We start from the raw sequence: 14713 nt of genomic DNA, 5'->3' as shown, positions 1-14713 counted from the left end.
TGCTGCCGGCTTAGGCTTGGCTTCGATCGTCGAAGATCTGCCGCACGATATAATTCGGCGAGGCGTCGTCGCGGTAATAGGTGCGCGCGATCATCTCCGCCAGGATGCCGGTGGTGATCATCTGCACCGACGACAGCAGCAGCACGACGCCGACCATCAGCATCGGGCGGGTGCCGATATCGTTGCCCATGATGAACTTGTCGAAGCCGAGATAGAGAAGGATCAGCATGGCGACCGCGCCGAGGCCGAGACCCAGCGAGCCGAAGAAATGCCCGGGCCGTGCCTTGTAGCGCATGAAGAACATCACCGACAGCAGGTCGAGGATGACGCGGAAGGTGCGCGAGATACCGTATTTCGAAACGCCGTGCTCGCGGGCATGGTGGGTGACGGCCATCTCGCCGATGCGCGAGCTCGGGACGACACCGGCCACCCAGGCCGGGATGAAGCGGTGCATCTCGCCCATCAGCTTCACCTGCTTGATGATCGAGGCACGGTAGATCTTCAGGCTGCAGCCGTAATCGTGCAGCTTGACGCCGGTGATGCGGCCGATCAGGTAGTTGGCGCACCAGGAAGGGATCTTGCGCAGGAACAGACCGTCCTTGCGGTTCTTGCGCCAGCCGACCAGGAGGTCGAGTTCGCGCCGTTCCAGTTCGGCGACCATCGAAGGAATGTCTTTCGGATCGTTCTGCAGGTCGCCGTCCATCGTCGCGATCAGCCGGCCCTGGGCGGTGTCGATACCGGCCTGCATGGCGGCGGTCTGGCCGAAGTTGCGCTGCAGCTCGACGATCCTGAGCGTCAGCCCCTCGCGTCCGATGAACTTGCGGGCGTTGACGAGCGTCGCATCCGTGCTGCCGTCGTCGACGAGGATCAGCTCCCAGCGATGGGGATAGGCGGCCATCGCAGCCACGACACGCTCGACGAGCGGGCCGACGCTTTCCTCTTCGTTGAAAATCGGCACGACCAGCGACAGCTCGAGCGATTGTACCGGATCATTCGCACCGCGCATGGGCTCTACGGTTGTCTGCAACTTTCATCTCCAAAAGGCCGGACGGCCTGGCAATCTTTACTGCTGCCGCCGCGTTTGCGGAAGGCTAGTATATGAACTGTCCACCGGTTGCCAGCGGGCAATGCCGGTTTCCCCGCAATCGGTTGAGCTGCGTGAACGCTATTTTGCGCCTCCCTCCACCCAGGAATAACCGATGGAGAAGCTCTTTTTGCCGTTGCTGAAGAGATAGGGCAACGTCAGCGTGTTCAACTCTTGAAGGTGGATGCCAGATCTCACGAGATCATTCGCGAAGCTCGGGGAAATTGTCGGGTCGTCGGCGGTTTCGCCACGCCAGATAACGAGCACCGGCCCCTTGGCAGTCGCATATTCGGGAACCCCGGAACCGGGGAAGAATGGGATCACGACGGGAACGTCGGGGAATTCCAGCTTCATGTTGCCGGCCACGAACTTGGTTCCCGCCACGATGAGAACCGGCTTGCGGGTCGCGGTCAGTTCGGCCGCGTAGCCGGAGAAGGGAACGTTCGTTCGCGTATAGGTGCCGATATACTGAATGGCAACGATCCGCAGCAGAAGGATCGCCAGGATGACGACCATGAAGACCGGCACCGCGAGCCGGAAGCGCGCAAGGCCGGCGGAAAGATCGAAGCCTGCGGCCTCCAGCTTCAGGAACAGATAGATCAGCAGGACGAGCAGGCAGGGATCGAGCCAGCGTTCGTGGATATCGCTCGCGCCGGCGAAGACGACGACACCGGCGAAGGCGATCAGGCTGACGATCATCATCCGCTCGATTACCCGGATCATCGGGCTGGTCGAGGCAAGTGCACGGAAGAAATCCCGTCGGAAGGCTGCCGCGATAATAACGATCGGCAATGCGACGAAGCCGAGTACGGCGATGGCGAGAGACAACAGTCCCTGTCCGATACGGGGGAGGCCGGCGGCGGCCTCGTGCTCGGCAGTCATCCGCTCCAGCGTCGGGCCCGAAGCGCTGGCGAGATTGTCGGGCAGCCAGAGCGCGTGCGGCAAAACGATCAGAATGGCGATCGCGATCGCCGGCAGCAGACGCCAGTCGAACAGGCGGCTGCGCCACTTCCAGTCGGGCAGGACGGCGATGAAGGCGGCAAATGGCAGGATGGCGAAATTATATTTGGAGATCAGGCCGATGCCGGTGGCGATGCCGATGACGAGATAGCTCCCGACTGTCGGCTGGCGAAGTGTGCGGAAAAAGCCGAAGAGGAAGAGCGAGGTTGCAAACAGCAGGGCAACGGTATGGGTCAGCTCGCGCTGCGCCATCAGCCCCACCTGCGGCAAGGTAATCAGGCTCAGCATCGCGATGGGGGCGAGCAGACGGCTCTTCAATACCTCGCGGGCAGCCAGCCCGTAGAACAGATAGCAGCCGAAGAGAATGATGTTCTTCGGAACCGAGAGCGCCCACATCGTGATCCCGGTCACCGAGACGATGGCGTATTGGATCCAGTTGTAGAAGGGCGGCTGCGGGCCGTAGCCGGCAAGCAGGTATTGCGAATAGAAGGATTGCTCCGCCTCATCGAGATCGAGCGTATGCGGCAGCGCGATCCGGAGCACGATGTTCAGTAGGAAATAGACTGCCAGAAAAAGGCTCGCGCTCGAAATGCTTCTGGTAATGCGCTCCAACATCGATCTCCAAGTCAGGCCGGCGAGGCGCCGTGATCTATCGGTCCGCCGCGCGGTTCGATGGCCTTAAAGCGATCTCGCCGCCATCGCCGTCAACTCCGCCGTTGTGCGCAACCCTCATTTCTCCTAAAACGCCTGGCGACGGAAACGAGGCCTGTGCCGACGCCAAGTAAGGAATGCCTACTACATGAAGAGTTCGATCGTTGAAAGCCAGCAGTCCTGGTTTATGCGCAACCGCATGACGGCGCTGACGGTCGTAATTGTCGCAGCCTATGCGCTCTTCATACAGTGGTTCTGGGGTTGGCCTGTCATTATCCGGCAGTGGGCCGATGTCGGCGCCGGCCCGGTGATCGGCGCGCTGGTGCTGTTGACGAGCACTTATTTCCTGCGCACCTGGCGCATCTATGATTATTTTCCGAAGGAGACGGCCGGCCGGTTCGCTGTCCTCTTCCGTGTCACGCAGATCCACAACCTGTTGAACATCATGCTGCCCTTCCGCGCCGGCGAAACGAGCTTTCCGCTGCTGATGCGCACCGAGTTCGGCATTCCGCTGACCCGTGGAACCTCGGCACTCCTGGTCATGCGGCTGCTCGACCTGCACGCGCTTGTTGCCGCCGCCGGCATCGGTTTTGCCGTCGCCGCCGCCAATCCGATTGTTGCCTGGTTGCTCTGGACAGGCTTTTTGCTGTTGCCGGTCGCAGCTTTCGCCGCCCGCAAGCCGTTGCTGCGCCTCGCCGCCAGACTGCTGCCGGAAAAGGCGCAGAAATTCGTCGCCGAGATCGAAAACGGCTTGCCGCTCCATGCCATCGCCTTTGCCCGCGCCTGGGCGATGACCATCGTCAACTGGCTGGTGAAGGTGATGGTGCTGGCCTGGGCGCTCGGCCTGATGGGCGTGCTGCCGATGGCGGCGAGCTTCGGCGGTGCGCTCGGCGGCGAACTCTCCTCCGTGCTGCCGGTCCATGCGCCGGGCGGCGTCGGCACCTATCCGGCCGGCATCACCGCCGGCGCCATTGCTCTCGGGGCTTCGAGCGAGCGGATGGCGCTGGCCGCGCTCGCCCAGGCGAGCGTCAATGCCCATCTGCTGATCATCGTCTCGGCGCTGACGGGCACGGCGATCTCACTGCCGCTCGGGCGTCGCAGCAAGCTCTGAAATCCGTTTTCTTAAGAATGCCCGCTCCGGCTCCTGCCGGCAGAGCGGCAGCGCCGTCTCATAGTCCGCGATCGCCTCCTGCCTCCGGCCGAGACGGCGCAGCAAATCGGCGCGGGCCGAATGGGCGAGGTGATAGGCCGTGAGCTCTCCGCGTCCGAGAATGGTATCGATCAGTTCCAGCCCCTTCGCCGGCCCTTCCGCCATCGCGATCGCCACGGCGCGGTTGAGCTCGACGATCGGCGAGGGTTGGGCCGCCAGAAGCAGGTCGTAATAGAAGGCAATCCGCTTCCAGTCGGTTTGCTCGGCGGTCGACACCTTCGCATGTTCGGCGGCGATCGCCGCCTGCACCGTATAGGTGCCGATTTCTCCCGTCCGCATCGCCTCGGCAAGCAGTGCCAGGCCTTCCGAGATCTTGGCGCGGTCCCAGAGTGCGCGGTCCTGATCGGCAAGCAGCACCAGCGCTCCCGCCTGACCGCTGCGGGCGCCGCGGCGGGAATCCTGCAGCAGCATCAGTGCCAGCAGGCCTGAAACATCGGGATGCGGCAGCAGCGCCAGAAGCAGCCGTGCCAGCCGGATCGCCTCCGCGGTCAAATCGGCGCGAACGACCGCGTCTCCCGAAGAGGCGGAATAGCCTTCGTTGAAGACGAGATAGATGACATGCAGCACCCGGTCGAGCCGCTGCGGCAGCGCCTCGCGGTCGGGCACCTCGTAGGGGATTTTTTCCGCCCGGATCCGGCCTTTGGCACGCACGATCCGCTGGGCGACCGTCGGTGCCGGCACGAGGAAGGCATGGGCGATCTCTTCGGTGGTCAGTCCGCAGATTTCCCGAAGCGCCAACGCCATCTGTGCATCGGCGGGAATAACGGGATGGCAACAGGTGAAGACCAGCCGCAGCATATCGTCCTCGATCGCTTCCATGTCGCCGATCTCCGTTTCGTCGACCGTGTAGAGACTGTCCTCGATGTGCTGCTGCGAGGCATCGAAGCGCGCCCGGCGGCGGATTGTATCGATTGCCTTGAAGCGTCCCGTCGAAACGAGCCAAGCGAAAGGGTTGCCGGGAATGCCGTCAGCCGGCCAGGTCCGCGCCGCCGCGGCAAAGGCGTCCTGCAGCGCTTCCTCGGCCCGGTCGAAATCGCCGAGCAGACGGATCAGCGTCGCCAGAACCCGGCGCGATTGCGATCGGTAGATTTCCTCGATCACGCTTTCCAACGGGCGATCCTCACTCTGGCAGGGTGAGGAGCCTCACCGGACGCAGTTCGACCGATCCGACGCGGACGCTTGGAATGCCCGCGACGACCTTGCGCGCCTCTTCGAGATCGGCTGCCTCGATGATGTAGATGCCAGCCAGATGTTCCTTGGTCTCGACGTAAGGGCCGTCGGTCGAAGACAGAATGCCATGGCGCACTCTCAGGACCGAGGCGCTGTCGGGACCTTCCAATGCATCGGAATGGATCATGATGCCTTTGCGCTGAAGCTCCTCGTCATACTGGAAATGCGCCCTCACGAGCTCGTCGCCCTCGGCCTGACTGAGCGTGCCATCCATATCGGCGGGATTATAGATGAGGCAGACGAAGCGCATGGCTATCTCCCATCCTTGATCGAATAGGCGGGCCTGATTTCGATCGACGCATATTTGAGGATCGGGAAGGTGGAAATGATCGCTTTCGCTTCTTCCATGTCCTTGGCCTCGATCACCACGAACCCGCCGAGATGCTCCTTGATTTCGGCGAAGGGCCCCTCTGTCGCGGCGACAGCGCCGTTGCGAACGCGGAGCGTTACGGCTCGCTCCGGTTCATAAAGCGCCAGCGCGCTCAGCATATGACCGCTGTCGCGCCAGTGGTCGTCGCTGACGATGCACTCCTGCGTGACCGCGTCCCATTCCTCCTGCGTGACTTTGCTGCTCTTTTCGGTATCGAACCAGACCTGACCCAGAAACTTCATTGCGTGACCTCCTCAGCCGAATTCATGGATGGGGCGAACTTCGATCGCGCCGAGTTTCGCCAGCGGAATTCCAGCCGCAACCCGGATCGCGTCGTTGAGATCCTTGGCCTCGATCAGGATGAAGCCGCCAAGCGCCTCCTTGGTCTCGGCGAAGGGGCCGTCCGTCACCGACATCTCGCCGCCTCGCACCCGGACGGTCACCGCCGATCTCGGCGGCTGCAGCGCCTGAGCGACGATCATATGCCCGCTTTCGGCGAGATCCCTGTCGTAGTTCAGGGAATTCATGTCGAGCTCGGCCTTCTCCTCTTGCGTCATGGCGTCCAGCACGCCGCTATCGAACCAGACCTGGCAGAGATATTTCATCGCAGGCAGCCTCCTTTGCCGTGTTCCATATGCCTGGACGAACGATCGCCGCGCATTTCGACAGCGGCCGGAAAAATAATTTGTGCCGGTCCGGTGTCGAAATCGCAAGGCAGCACTCGACAAGGCTTCATCGAAACCTGTCGAGGAGAACGGCAATGACTATTCTTGAAATCGCGCTCGCAAGCCAGATCTGGGCTCGCCGCCATGAGAAGCGCCGTCCGGCGTTCGACGAAAGCGATGGGCTGAAGATTCTCTCACGCACCGCTTTCGCCATCGTCGGCTTCACCCTGTTGATAGCAGGGCTGAACGCTGCCGCCGGCAGGCCTCAGGTGGTTGACCAGCACGCGGCGCCCGTCGTCGCAGGCCGATGAGGAAACGGCCTACTGGAAGGCCGTTTCGAAGAAGCTGCGCAGTTTGCGCGAATGCAGCGCTTCCTTCGGCATGGCGGCAAGCTTCTGCACGGCGCGGATGCCGATCTGCAGATGCTGGTTGACCTGCGTGCGATAGAAGGCCGTCGCCATGCCCGGCAGCTTCAATTCGCCGTGCAGCGGCTTGTCGGAGACGCAGAGCAGCGTGCCGTAAGGCACGCGGAAGCGGAAGCCGTTGGCGGCGATCGTTGCCGATTCCATGTCGAGCGCGATGGCGCGCGCCTGCGACAGCCGCTTCACCGGCCCGCGCTGGTCACGCAGTTCCCAGTTGCGGTTATCGATCGTGCCGACGGTGCCGGTGCGCATGATGCGCTTCAGCTCGAAACCCTCGTAGCCGGTGATTTCGGCAACGGCCGCCTCAAGCGCTACCTGCACTTCGGCCAGCGCCGGGATAGGCACCCAGACCGGCAGGTCGTCGTCGAGAACATGGTCCTCGCGCATATAGGCATGGGCGAGCACATAATCGCCGAGCCGCTGGCTGTTGCGAAGGCCGGCGCAGTGGCCGAGCATCAGCCAGGCATGCGGGCGCAGCACCGCGACGTGGTCGGTGATCGTCTTGGCGTTGGAGGGGCCGACGCCGATATTGATCATGGTGATCCCGGCATGGCCCTTCTTCTTCAGATGGTAGGCCGGCATCTGCGGCAGGCGGGTCAGTGCCGCATCCGTTTCCGGCACGCTCGAACCGGGCAGGGTGACGATATTGCCGGGCTCGACGAAGGCGGTATAGCCGTCGCCGCCCTCCGCCATCAGCTTGCGCGCCCAGCCGCAGAATTCGTCGATATAGAACTGGTAGTTCGTAAACAGCACGAAATTCTGGAAATGCTCGGCATGCGTCGCCGTATAATGCGACAGCCGCGCGAGCGAATAGTCGATGCGCTGCGCGGTGAACGGCGCAAGCGGCGAGGGCTCTCCCGGCGGCGGGATATATTCGCCATTGGCGATCTCGTCGTCGGTGGTGTTGAGATCGGGCGTGTCGAAAATATCGCGCATCGGAATGTCGATGAAGGCGTTGGTCGATGCTTCCACATGCGCACCCTCGCCGAAGGCGAAGTGCAAGGGGATCGGCGTCGTCGATTCCGAGACGATGACCGGAACATTGTGGCTCTTCACCAGCAGCGCCAGCTGCTCCTTCAAGTAATGCTTGAAGAGCTTCGGCCGCGTGACCGTCGTCGTGTAGATGCCCGGTGCCGTGACGTGGCCGTAGGAAAGGCGCGAGTCGACGTGGCCGAAGCTTGTCGTCTCGATGCTGACCTGCGGATAGAAAGCACGGTAGCGCGAGGAGATCGGAGCGCCCTGCGCAAGCTCGGTGAAGCTCTTGATCAGGAACGCCGTATTGCGCTCGTAAAGCGCGGTCAGCGCTTCCACCGCCGCGGCGGGATCATCAAAGCTCTGGGGCTGAAAAGGGGGTGGCGAGGAGATGTCGAACGGCGACAAGGGGGAGATTCGTTTGTTCATGACGCATTATAGAGAGTTGTTTTTGACAAGCAAACGACGCGCGCCGGCGGAATCCGATTATTTTATCCTCTTCGGTGTCGGATACCGTCACTGCACCGATGGCGCGCAGAAAGTACCGTTTCGCTCCAGGCAGGTATAGCTTGCTCCGAAATGCGACTGTGTGCCACCGCCGCCATTGTGCACCACCACCGCCGAAAAGGTGATCGCGAAGATCGCCGCAAACAGCGTGATGATGCTGAACCTTTTTGCCAGAATATACATGTCCATCGCCGTTCCCCCGATACGCAACTCTATCGTGACAAGAGTTTTGCCATGGCGCGGCTGAACGAGTGCTGAGATACCGGTTCATCCAGCGTTCAGCTTGCCAGGGAGGCTTGGGGCGGCGGCCGAGGATATCGGAGCATGCCGGTATCGACGTGTTTGGTGCATCCTGCTTCTAAGCTGGTTCTCCGGTTGGCCAATCCCGCGCAGCATGGATCACACGCAAGATGACGACACTTTCACGTCCAGCGATCGACTGCAGCTCATAGGAAATTATGTAAGGAAGCCGGGCGAGGGGCTTTTCATAAGTGCCGGTTACTCGCCCTTGCCGGCCGGTTGCAAACTCGCCCAGTTTCTTGCCGGCATCCTCTATGGCGTTTACGATCCTTTCGGCAGCGTGAGGGTTGTCTGCCGCGACGTAACGCAGAATTTCCAGGTTATCTCGGTGTGCTGCTTCCGACCAGAAAACTGGCCTCATCCGCGCGCAGCCTTCCTGCGCTTGGCATCCTCGATAACCTCACGCATTTCGGCGACGGCCTGTTCATGCGGTACGACACGCCCGGCTTCTGCATCGGTTCTGCCAAGCTTGATACCTTCGATGATTTCAAGCTCGCGCTCCACATAGGCTGCTACGGCCTCGCCGGCGAGGAATGACTTGCTTCGTTGTGTGTCGGCCGCGATCCGGTCGAGCTTTTCTTTTACATCAGGGCGAACCCGAATCGTCATGGTCGTGCTGACGGCCATTTCGAAAACTCCTGTGTTGAGCTGTGTACAATCTAACACATATCGCCGTGATCGCCATTCTCTTCCGAAGATGCAGATATGTATTCACGCTACATTTGGAAAGATGCGCTGATCTCTCCGCCGTTTTTCAGAGCCGCGTCCAGGTCTGTGACTTGCAGAGGATCTTCATCACGCAGCCCTGCATTCTCAGAGAATTGCCGGAGATCTTGCCCGAGCCGCTATAGGTCTTGTCGGCGGCCGGGTCGGTGATCTCGCCGGCATAGCTGCCGCCGGTTCCCGCAAGCGTGCCGATCTTCCGGCCGGCATATTTGCCGGTCTTCAGCGTCACGCAATAGCTGCCGCCGCACGACGCGATCACCGCCGTCTCGCCGGCGGCCGTCTTCCAGCTGCCGACGATCGGCTCCTCGGCATGGGCGATGCCTGCGATCATTGCGATGGCGCTGGCGAGAACGAAGCTGCGGATCATCTTTTCCTCCATGATGTCCCTGATCGGGCGCGAAATTAACTGACGCGAACGTAAAGGTAAATATGCGTGGTCATTTTCCATGCCAATGCATGCCGCCCGGAAGTGTGCAGCGGTTCCGGGATGACGACATGCATAAAAACAACAAGCTTTAGCGGCGGAAAACATGCTGAGAAATACTCCTGCGGCGGCCTTTCAAAATATCGGCTGCTGATTTCATGATGAACGATCCCTTTATTTTCAGATCTGAATCTTTCGTAAAATTCGAGCGAAAATCCTTAAGTCGCAAGGCATCTGATGTTTAACAAAAACCCAAATTTACCAAGCATTTGCACTTTGTTTGTCTAGAATTAATCATGCATTTTAGGCGTTTTTTGAAGGCCGTCCGGCATAGTGAAGCCATCAAACGAGCGGGGCAAACCCGCCGGACCGCAAGGGCCGCAAGCCGCGATAGACGGCAAGGCCCGGAGGTAAAACAGGGTAAGTCATAAACAGGCTAACAGGGATAAAACCGATGGCACGCTTTGAAATGCACAATGCTGAAACGGCCACCATGGGTGGCGACAACAGCGCCGATGTCTTCTGTGAAATGGGTCTGATGTATGCGACCGGCCGCGGCTGCGAAGTCGATCTCGTCGCGGCCCACAAATGGCTGAACATCGCCGCAATCAAGGGCAACGACCGCGCCGCCGAGCTTCGTGCGGATGTGGCCGCCGCCATGGACAAGATGCAGATCGTGGCAGCGCTGCGCGCCGCCCGCGAGTGGATGACGGTCCACTGAGACCGTCTCCGATCGATCGACAAAAGCAGCAATAACAACCTCGGAAAGAGGGACTGGCGGGCGCTTGAGACAGGCCCGACGCCAGGAGAAGGGAACCGCGGCCGGATACCTCCACCGGGCGCGGTTCTTGCTGTTTTACACGAAACAATGAGAGCATGATGTCATGAGAAACCGCCGACAGTTTTCGGCATCATGCTCCGTCAGCCGATCTGTTTCAGCACCTGCGGCAGCGCCTCTTCGAGAAGCGCCATATCCGCCTCCGGCCCGACGCTGACGCGAATGCAGCGATTGAGTGGGGCCACGCCCGGCATGCGGATGAAGACGCCGCGTTCCATCAGCCCGTCGACGATCGCCCGCGCATAGATGCCGTCGCGGCCGGTATCGATCGCGACGAAATTCGTCGCCGAGGGCAGGGGCTCAAACCCGTTGGCCCGGGCGATGCCGCCGATCCGCTCCCGCGCCGCCTGGATTTTCCCGACCACCTCGGCGAGATAGGTCTGGTCCTTGAGGGCGGCGAGCGCTGCCGCGGTCGCCAGCCGGTTCATGCCGAAATGATTGCGGATCTTGTCGAAAGCTTCAGCCGTCCCGGCCGTCGAAATCACGTAACCGGTGCGCGAGCCGGCCAGTCCGTAGGCCTTGGAGAAGGTGCGGGTGCGAACGATGTTCGGCAGCTCGATCAGCGAGGCGATCGACGGCAGCGCCCCTGCCGGCCCGGTCTCGCTATAGGCCTCGTCGAGCACCATCATCGTCGTCTCCGGCAGCGCCCGGGCGAAAGCGACGATCCTGTCGGCATCCCACCAGCTTCCCATCGGATTGTCGGGATTGGCGAAATAGACGAGCGGCGCATTCTCGCGCTTTACGGCATCGAGCAATCCGTCGAGATCCTCGCGGTCATTGGCATAGGGAACGGTCACCAGCCGTCCGCCGAAGCCGGCGACATGGAAATTGAAGGTCGGATAGGCGCCGAGCGAAGTAACGACGGGCGCGCCGGGCTCGATCACCAGCCGGACGATCTGGCCGAGCAATTCGTCGATGCCGCTGCCGATGGCGATATTGGCGGGGGACGTGCCGAGATGGGCGGCAAGCGCTTGCCGGAGCGCGAAATTCTCCGGGTCATTGTATTTCCAGATATTGCCGGCCTCCTCGCGCATCGCTGCAAATACCGAAGGGGCGGGGCCGAAGCCGTTCTCATTGGCGCCGATGCGCGCCGAAACAGCAAACCCGCGCTGACGCTCGATCGCTTCGGGACCGACGAAAGGAACTGTGGAGGGCAGAGCGCCGGCAAGAGGCGTGAAGCGCGAAAAGGCGGACATGCGAAGGCGGTTTCCCGGATATGTTGACGATCGGCGCAACAATAGGCCCGGGCACCACCGACGCAAGCAAGATTATTTCTGCAACCAATTGGTTGTCGGGCTATTCACGCACGGAAGATCGGCGCCCGCCGGGCGGCGATTGCTTCCATGTTGCCGACAAGGAAATCGGTGCGCACGACGCGGCGCAGAACCTCGGGATCCATGATATTGATGAACCGCACCCCGATGCGTTCCTTGTGCCGGTAGACCTCGGCACAGCCGATCCGGTAGGCGAGGCCCAGAATGTTGAGATAATAATGTTTCGGCAGGCCGGCCGTGGTCGACACGATGAACGTCGCGCCACCCTGGGAAATATCGATGATCTCGGCGCTTCGCATCGAGACGCCGGTAAGGCAGGGCCGGACGGCGACGATGCGGGCTGGCCGCTTGACGCTGAATTCTTCCCAGCGCAGGTCATAGACGGCGGACTTGACCGTGGCAAGGTGGGTGGCGCGGAGCATAGACATTCACATTCTCCGTCAGTCAGGACGCATTTGGGGTTGATCTCGAGCAACCTGATCTTGATCTTGAGCAAGCGTGGCTTGATCCCAACCAAGGTCACATGAATGTTTTGCGCATTCGTCAAATATAAAATTACAATTTTAACGAGTTCAAACTTTGTTCCCAAGCGGGACGCCTCGATGTTCCTTATCGGGACGCGGCCGGCATAGGCGATCGGCCCTGTTTTCATCTTCAATCCCGTAAACCCGCCTCTTCGACGCGGAAGAGCCGCCCAATCGCCGCCGTCCGATTTCGGCGCGATTTTTCCCGAACTCTTTCAATTGCCGGGCGTTCTGCCTTGATCGATGAAGCCGGCGCGCTTCGAACGACGACGCGAGGAGTTGAAAATGACCAACGTCAAAATCCCTTGGGAATCATGGGTCGTGGTCTGCGATGGAGCCAAGGCTCTGATCATGCAGAATGCAGGCGATGCCCAGTTGATGAACCTGAAGGTGCTGGAAACCCTGACGCAGCCGAACGCGCCGGATCGCGAGATTGGCGCCGATAAACCCGGCCGGACCCATGCTGCAGACGGCGTCAGCCGCTGCGCTGTCGAGGAAACCAGCTGGCAGGATCAGGCCGAAGCCGAATTTCTCAAACAGGTGGCGGAAAAGCTCGACGCGCTGGTGCAGGAAAAGAGTGCCCGCCGCATTGTCGTCGTTGCACCGCCGAAAGCGCTCGGCACATTGCGGCCGGCGCTCCGCGCCGATACGCAGGCCGCGATCACCGCTGAGGTGGCGAAGGACTATACCAATATGCCGGTCGAAGAGATCGAGCGGCATCTCGCCGCCTGAGGCGGTCATGGCAAATGGGCGGTTCCCACGGTGTACCAATGGCTGCCCCTCACCCTAACCCTCTCCCCGTAAAACGGGGAGAGGGGACGTGCCCTGCGAGAGCTTAGCGAGGGACGGAGAGGTCGCGGCTATCCCCTTCGCCCCGCGCGCGGGGACAAGGTGCCGGCAGGCGGATGATGGGCAGGTCTCGCCGATCTAAAAGATAGGTAAAAACAAATTGATAGCAGAAAAAACGCGGATATTACGGCCCGCGTTTTCGCGTCACATCGACGGCCTCCTCCCGGCAAACAGCTCTTCATGATCGGCAAACAGCGCCGCCAGGCGGTCGATGACGAGCCTCACCTCAGGCCGTTGCCGCTCGTCGTCATGCGCAACGATCCACATGTCGTAGGTCAGCTCGTCGATGAGAGGCCCGGCGCGGACGAGCTTGCGGTCCTGATCGCCGATGAAACAGGGGAGCACCCCGCGACCGGCGCCCCCGCGGATCAGATGAAAGAGCATATGCGGCGTGTTCGTCCAGCTGGTGATCCAGTAATCCGGCTGTTCGAATGTCCATTTGTCCGCCGGCGTGACGGCGGTATCGGTGCCGAGCGAGATCCAGTTGCAGTTGGCCTCGTCGTAATCCGCTGCCTGGTAAGCCGCATGCGCCACCTTGACCGCGCGGCGGATCGCGACGTTGCCGCTGTCCGGCCGGCTGTGGCCGACGGCGATATGCGCCTCGCGATAGGTGAAATCGACGCCGCTATCGCAGGTCTTGTAGCACATGCGGAAGCTGTCCTTCGGCCTCCAGACGCTGGCGAGATGATCGGCGATGAAGCGCAAGGTCCAGCTGTCGGCGGCCGTCGAGACGATCGGCAGCGTCAGCACCTCGCCGCGCCAGTCGGAGATTGCCAGCGCCGCATCCTGCATCAGCCGCACGCGGTCGAGCAATTCCTGGCCATCTCTGGCAAGCAGATAACCGGTGGGGCCGCGGCTGAACAACGATCGGCCCGTCACCCGTTCAAGCGCCAGCATGCGCCGGCCGATCGTCGGCGCGCTGAGCCCGGTGCGCGCGGCCGCAGCCGAGAGCCCGCCGCCGGTCGCGACATGGAAGAAAAGCTGCAGGTCGTCCCAGCTCGCATCTTTCATGGATGAAAACCCCCTTTCCCCAGCGCCTCTACATCGGAGCGGTGTGAAGGCTTAGCTCATGTGCTCCAGCCAATAGATGGAGGATGAAGCAATGCTTCTCAACTGGGTTGTTCTCTTTGAGGAAGTCGAATCCCGCAATCGCCGCCTGCGCCGCGATCCCATGGCCGATCCGCTCGATGGCCCGGAATGGCGCGGACTTCTCTGGATCATTCCGATCATGGCGTATCTGGCCTCGAGAAGAGGCGAGACGAGGAGACCGCGCCGCGATGATGCGCGGATCGCAAAAGCCCTCAGCTTTCGAAGCTCAGCCGCAGCACATGGTGCAGGAATTCCGGATTGAGCAGCATGTTGAAGCTGACCGTCACCCATTCGCCTTCGCGCTTGACCATGGTCGCGCCGATCTCGTCATGGATGCCGAGGATTTCGAGGAAGAAATGGCTCGGCATTTCCAGGTTCGGGCTGACTTCGAGCAGTGCGCCGGCGAGCGTGATCGTGCGGATCAGGCAACGCACCTGCGTTCCGGTGCTAAGATGATGGCCGACGAAGATGATGTTGCCGGGCCTGTCGAGGTTAAATTCCCTGTAAGCACGTTCCGGCTTGGGGTGTTCTGTGTCGAGGTGCATCTGAAAGGCCCTTTTAGCCTCCGCTTGTTCTACCACAGGATATTAGCTGAAGAATGCTGACGGTTGCTGAAGA

Annotated in this window: 20 protein-coding genes; 5 read left to right on the top strand and 15 right to left on the bottom strand. The window is 61.2% G+C overall.

What is annotated here, in order from left to right; genetic code table 11:
• Positions 1–10 precede the first annotated feature (10 nt).
• Complete coding sequence (locus QMO80_RS06160; RefSeq protein WP_283199283.1) at positions 11–1027, bottom strand: glycosyltransferase family 2 protein; 1017 nt, start codon at positions 1025–1027, stop codon at positions 11–13.
• Between the two features lie 138 nt (positions 1028–1165).
• The gene (locus tag QMO80_RS06155) at positions 1166–2659 is read right to left on the bottom strand and encodes a glycosyltransferase family 39 protein (protein WP_283199282.1); all 1494 of its coding nucleotides are present in this window, start codon (positions 2657–2659) and stop codon (positions 1166–1168) included.
• 184 nt (positions 2660–2843) lie between these two features.
• On the opposite strand from QMO80_RS06155, the gene QMO80_RS06150 reads away from it, so the two are divergent.
• Positions 2844–3806 (top strand): lysylphosphatidylglycerol synthase domain-containing protein, encoded by a 963-nt coding sequence (locus QMO80_RS06150; RefSeq protein WP_283199281.1) that lies wholly within the window; start codon positions 2844–2846, stop codon positions 3804–3806.
• Here QMO80_RS06150 and QMO80_RS06145 read toward each other — a convergent pair.
• The 4 genes from QMO80_RS06145 to QMO80_RS06130 are packed head-to-tail and all read right to left on the bottom strand — an operon-like array spanning position 3774 to position 6110.
• Positions 3774–5015, bottom strand: coding sequence for an RNA polymerase sigma factor (locus QMO80_RS06145; protein WP_283199280.1), 1242 nt, complete (start codon positions 5013–5015; stop codon positions 3774–3776). The genes QMO80_RS06150 and QMO80_RS06145 overlap by 33 nt on opposite strands.
• Positions 5016–5025: 10 nt before the next feature.
• Entirely contained in the window at positions 5026–5385 is a 360-nt protein-coding gene (locus QMO80_RS06140; protein ID WP_283199279.1) for a YciI family protein, read from the bottom strand.
• A 2-nt stretch (positions 5386–5387) separates the two neighbouring features.
• Positions 5388–5747, bottom strand: coding sequence for a YciI family protein (locus QMO80_RS06135; protein ID WP_283199278.1), 360 nt, complete (start codon positions 5745–5747; stop codon positions 5388–5390).
• Between the two features lie 12 nt (positions 5748–5759).
• The gene (locus QMO80_RS06130) at positions 5760–6110 is read right to left on the bottom strand and encodes a YciI family protein (RefSeq protein ID WP_283199277.1); all 351 of its coding nucleotides are present in this window, start codon (positions 6108–6110) and stop codon (positions 5760–5762) included.
• A gap of 155 nt (positions 6111–6265) precedes the next feature.
• Between QMO80_RS06130 and QMO80_RS06125 the strand changes: the two genes are divergently transcribed.
• Positions 6266–6481 carry a hypothetical protein gene (locus QMO80_RS06125; protein WP_283199276.1) on the top strand — a complete coding sequence of 72 codons (216 nt, stop codon included), beginning with the start codon at positions 6266–6268 and terminating at the stop codon, positions 6479–6481.
• Between the two features lie 9 nt (positions 6482–6490).
• Here the strand turns inward: QMO80_RS06125 and QMO80_RS06120 are convergent, their stop codons facing one another.
• The 5 genes from QMO80_RS06120 to QMO80_RS06100 all read right to left on the bottom strand — a co-directional run bounded on the left by QMO80_RS06120 (position 6491) and on the right by QMO80_RS06100 (position 9464).
• The gene (locus QMO80_RS06120) at positions 6491–7993 is read right to left on the bottom strand and encodes an AMP nucleosidase (RefSeq protein WP_283199275.1); all 1503 of its coding nucleotides are present in this window, start codon (positions 7991–7993) and stop codon (positions 6491–6493) included.
• A gap of 87 nt (positions 7994–8080) precedes the next feature.
• Entirely contained in the window at positions 8081–8260 is a 180-nt protein-coding gene (locus tag QMO80_RS06115) for a hypothetical protein (RefSeq protein WP_283199274.1), read from the bottom strand.
• 169 nt (positions 8261–8429) lie between these two features.
• The gene (locus QMO80_RS06110; RefSeq protein WP_283199273.1) at positions 8430–8732 is read right to left on the bottom strand and encodes a type II toxin-antitoxin system RelE/ParE family toxin; all 303 of its coding nucleotides are present in this window, start codon (positions 8730–8732) and stop codon (positions 8430–8432) included.
• Positions 8729–8998 (bottom strand): CopG family ribbon-helix-helix protein, encoded by a 270-nt coding sequence (locus QMO80_RS06105; protein WP_283199272.1) that lies wholly within the window; start codon positions 8996–8998, stop codon positions 8729–8731. The genes QMO80_RS06110 and QMO80_RS06105 overlap by 4 nt, the downstream gene beginning before the upstream one ends.
• 127 nt (positions 8999–9125) lie before the next feature.
• Entirely contained in the window at positions 9126–9464 is a 339-nt protein-coding gene (locus tag QMO80_RS06100) for a DUF2147 domain-containing protein (protein ID WP_283199271.1), read from the bottom strand.
• Positions 9465–9975: 511 nt separating this feature from the next.
• Here QMO80_RS06100 and QMO80_RS06095 point away from each other — a divergent pair.
• A complete protein-coding gene (locus QMO80_RS06095) occupies positions 9976–10242 on the top strand; it encodes a sel1 repeat family protein (RefSeq protein WP_003569238.1) in 267 nt (88 codons plus the stop codon).
• Positions 10243–10442: 200 nt separating this feature from the next.
• On the opposite strand, the gene QMO80_RS06090 is transcribed toward QMO80_RS06095, so the two are convergent.
• Together QMO80_RS06090 and QMO80_RS06085 are read right to left on the bottom strand one after the other, a co-directional pair.
• Positions 10443–11555 carry a pyridoxal phosphate-dependent aminotransferase gene (locus QMO80_RS06090; RefSeq protein WP_283199270.1) on the bottom strand — a complete coding sequence of 371 codons (1113 nt, stop codon included), beginning with the start codon at positions 11553–11555 and terminating at the stop codon, positions 10443–10445.
• Positions 11556–11659: 104 nt separating this feature from the next.
• The gene (locus QMO80_RS06085) at positions 11660–12061 is read right to left on the bottom strand and encodes a pilus protein PilZ (RefSeq protein ID WP_003569234.1); all 402 of its coding nucleotides are present in this window, start codon (positions 12059–12061) and stop codon (positions 11660–11662) included.
• 381 nt (positions 12062–12442) lie between these two features.
• Here QMO80_RS06085 and QMO80_RS06080 point away from each other — a divergent pair, with 381 nt between their 5' ends.
• A complete protein-coding gene (locus QMO80_RS06080) occupies positions 12443–12889 on the top strand; it encodes a host attachment family protein (RefSeq protein WP_283199269.1) in 447 nt (148 codons plus the stop codon).
• A gap of 261 nt (positions 12890–13150) precedes the next feature.
• Here the strand turns inward: QMO80_RS06080 and QMO80_RS06075 are convergent, their stop codons facing one another.
• Positions 13151–14017, bottom strand: coding sequence for a LysR family transcriptional regulator (locus QMO80_RS06075; RefSeq protein WP_283199268.1), 867 nt, complete (start codon positions 14015–14017; stop codon positions 13151–13153).
• 91 nt (positions 14018–14108) lie between these two features.
• On the opposite strand from QMO80_RS06075, the gene QMO80_RS06070 reads away from it, so the two are divergent.
• Complete coding sequence (locus QMO80_RS06070) at positions 14109–14357, top strand: hypothetical protein (protein ID WP_283199267.1); 249 nt, start codon at positions 14109–14111, stop codon at positions 14355–14357.
• Here QMO80_RS06070 and QMO80_RS06065 read toward each other — a convergent pair.
• A complete protein-coding gene (locus QMO80_RS06065; protein ID WP_283199266.1) occupies positions 14308–14640 on the bottom strand; it encodes a hypothetical protein in 333 nt (110 codons plus the stop codon). The genes QMO80_RS06070 and QMO80_RS06065 overlap by 50 nt on opposite strands.
• Positions 14641–14713 lie beyond the last annotated feature (73 nt).

Origin of the sequence: Rhizobium sp. BT03 (assembly GCF_030053155.1) — a bacterium.
Taxonomy (GTDB): domain Bacteria; phylum Pseudomonadota; class Alphaproteobacteria; order Rhizobiales; family Rhizobiaceae; genus Rhizobium.
Note: the sequence above shows the minus strand (reverse complement) of the source record. Positions and strands in the feature narration are given on the sequence as shown.

Excerpts from the sequence above, each read along its gene's own strand:
- QMO80_RS06075 (WP_283199268.1), bottom strand. The coding sequence starts at position 14,017 with ATGAAAGATGCGAGCTGGGACGACCTGCAGCTTTTCTTCCATGTCGCG.
- QMO80_RS06065 (WP_283199266.1), bottom strand. The coding sequence starts at position 14,640 with ATGCACCTCGACACAGAACACCCCAAGCCGGAACGTGCTTACAGGGAA.
- QMO80_RS06095 (WP_003569238.1), top strand. The coding sequence starts at position 9,976 with ATGGCACGCTTTGAAATGCACAATGCTGAAACGGCCACCATGGGTGGC.
- QMO80_RS06130 (WP_283199277.1), bottom strand. The coding sequence starts at position 6,110 with ATGAAATATCTCTGCCAGGTCTGGTTCGATAGCGGCGTGCTGGACGCC.
- QMO80_RS06125 (WP_283199276.1), top strand. The coding sequence starts at position 6,266 with ATGACTATTCTTGAAATCGCGCTCGCAAGCCAGATCTGGGCTCGCCGC.
- QMO80_RS06090 (WP_283199270.1), bottom strand. The coding sequence starts at position 11,555 with ATGTCCGCCTTTTCGCGCTTCACGCCTCTTGCCGGCGCTCTGCCCTCC.
- QMO80_RS06155 (WP_283199282.1), bottom strand. The coding sequence starts at position 2,659 with ATGTTGGAGCGCATTACCAGAAGCATTTCGAGCGCGAGCCTTTTTCTG.
- QMO80_RS06120 (WP_283199275.1), bottom strand. The coding sequence starts at position 7,993 with ATGAACAAACGAATCTCCCCCTTGTCGCCGTTCGACATCTCCTCGCCA.
- QMO80_RS06085 (WP_003569234.1), bottom strand. The coding sequence starts at position 12,061 with ATGTCTATGCTCCGCGCCACCCACCTTGCCACGGTCAAGTCCGCCGTC.
- QMO80_RS06070 (WP_283199267.1), top strand. The coding sequence starts at position 14,109 with ATGCTTCTCAACTGGGTTGTTCTCTTTGAGGAAGTCGAATCCCGCAAT.
- QMO80_RS06140 (WP_283199279.1), bottom strand. The coding sequence starts at position 5,385 with ATGCGCTTCGTCTGCCTCATCTATAATCCCGCCGATATGGATGGCACG.
- QMO80_RS06100 (WP_283199271.1), bottom strand. The coding sequence starts at position 9,464 with ATGATCCGCAGCTTCGTTCTCGCCAGCGCCATCGCAATGATCGCAGGC.
- QMO80_RS06080 (WP_283199269.1), top strand. The coding sequence starts at position 12,443 with ATGACCAACGTCAAAATCCCTTGGGAATCATGGGTCGTGGTCTGCGAT.
- QMO80_RS06115 (WP_283199274.1), bottom strand. The coding sequence starts at position 8,260 with ATGGACATGTATATTCTGGCAAAAAGGTTCAGCATCATCACGCTGTTT.
- QMO80_RS06150 (WP_283199281.1), top strand. The coding sequence starts at position 2,844 with ATGAAGAGTTCGATCGTTGAAAGCCAGCAGTCCTGGTTTATGCGCAAC.
- QMO80_RS06110 (WP_283199273.1), bottom strand. The coding sequence starts at position 8,732 with ATGAGGCCAGTTTTCTGGTCGGAAGCAGCACACCGAGATAACCTGGAA.
- QMO80_RS06135 (WP_283199278.1), bottom strand. The coding sequence starts at position 5,747 with ATGAAGTTTCTGGGTCAGGTCTGGTTCGATACCGAAAAGAGCAGCAAA.
- QMO80_RS06105 (WP_283199272.1), bottom strand. The coding sequence starts at position 8,998 with ATGGCCGTCAGCACGACCATGACGATTCGGGTTCGCCCTGATGTAAAA.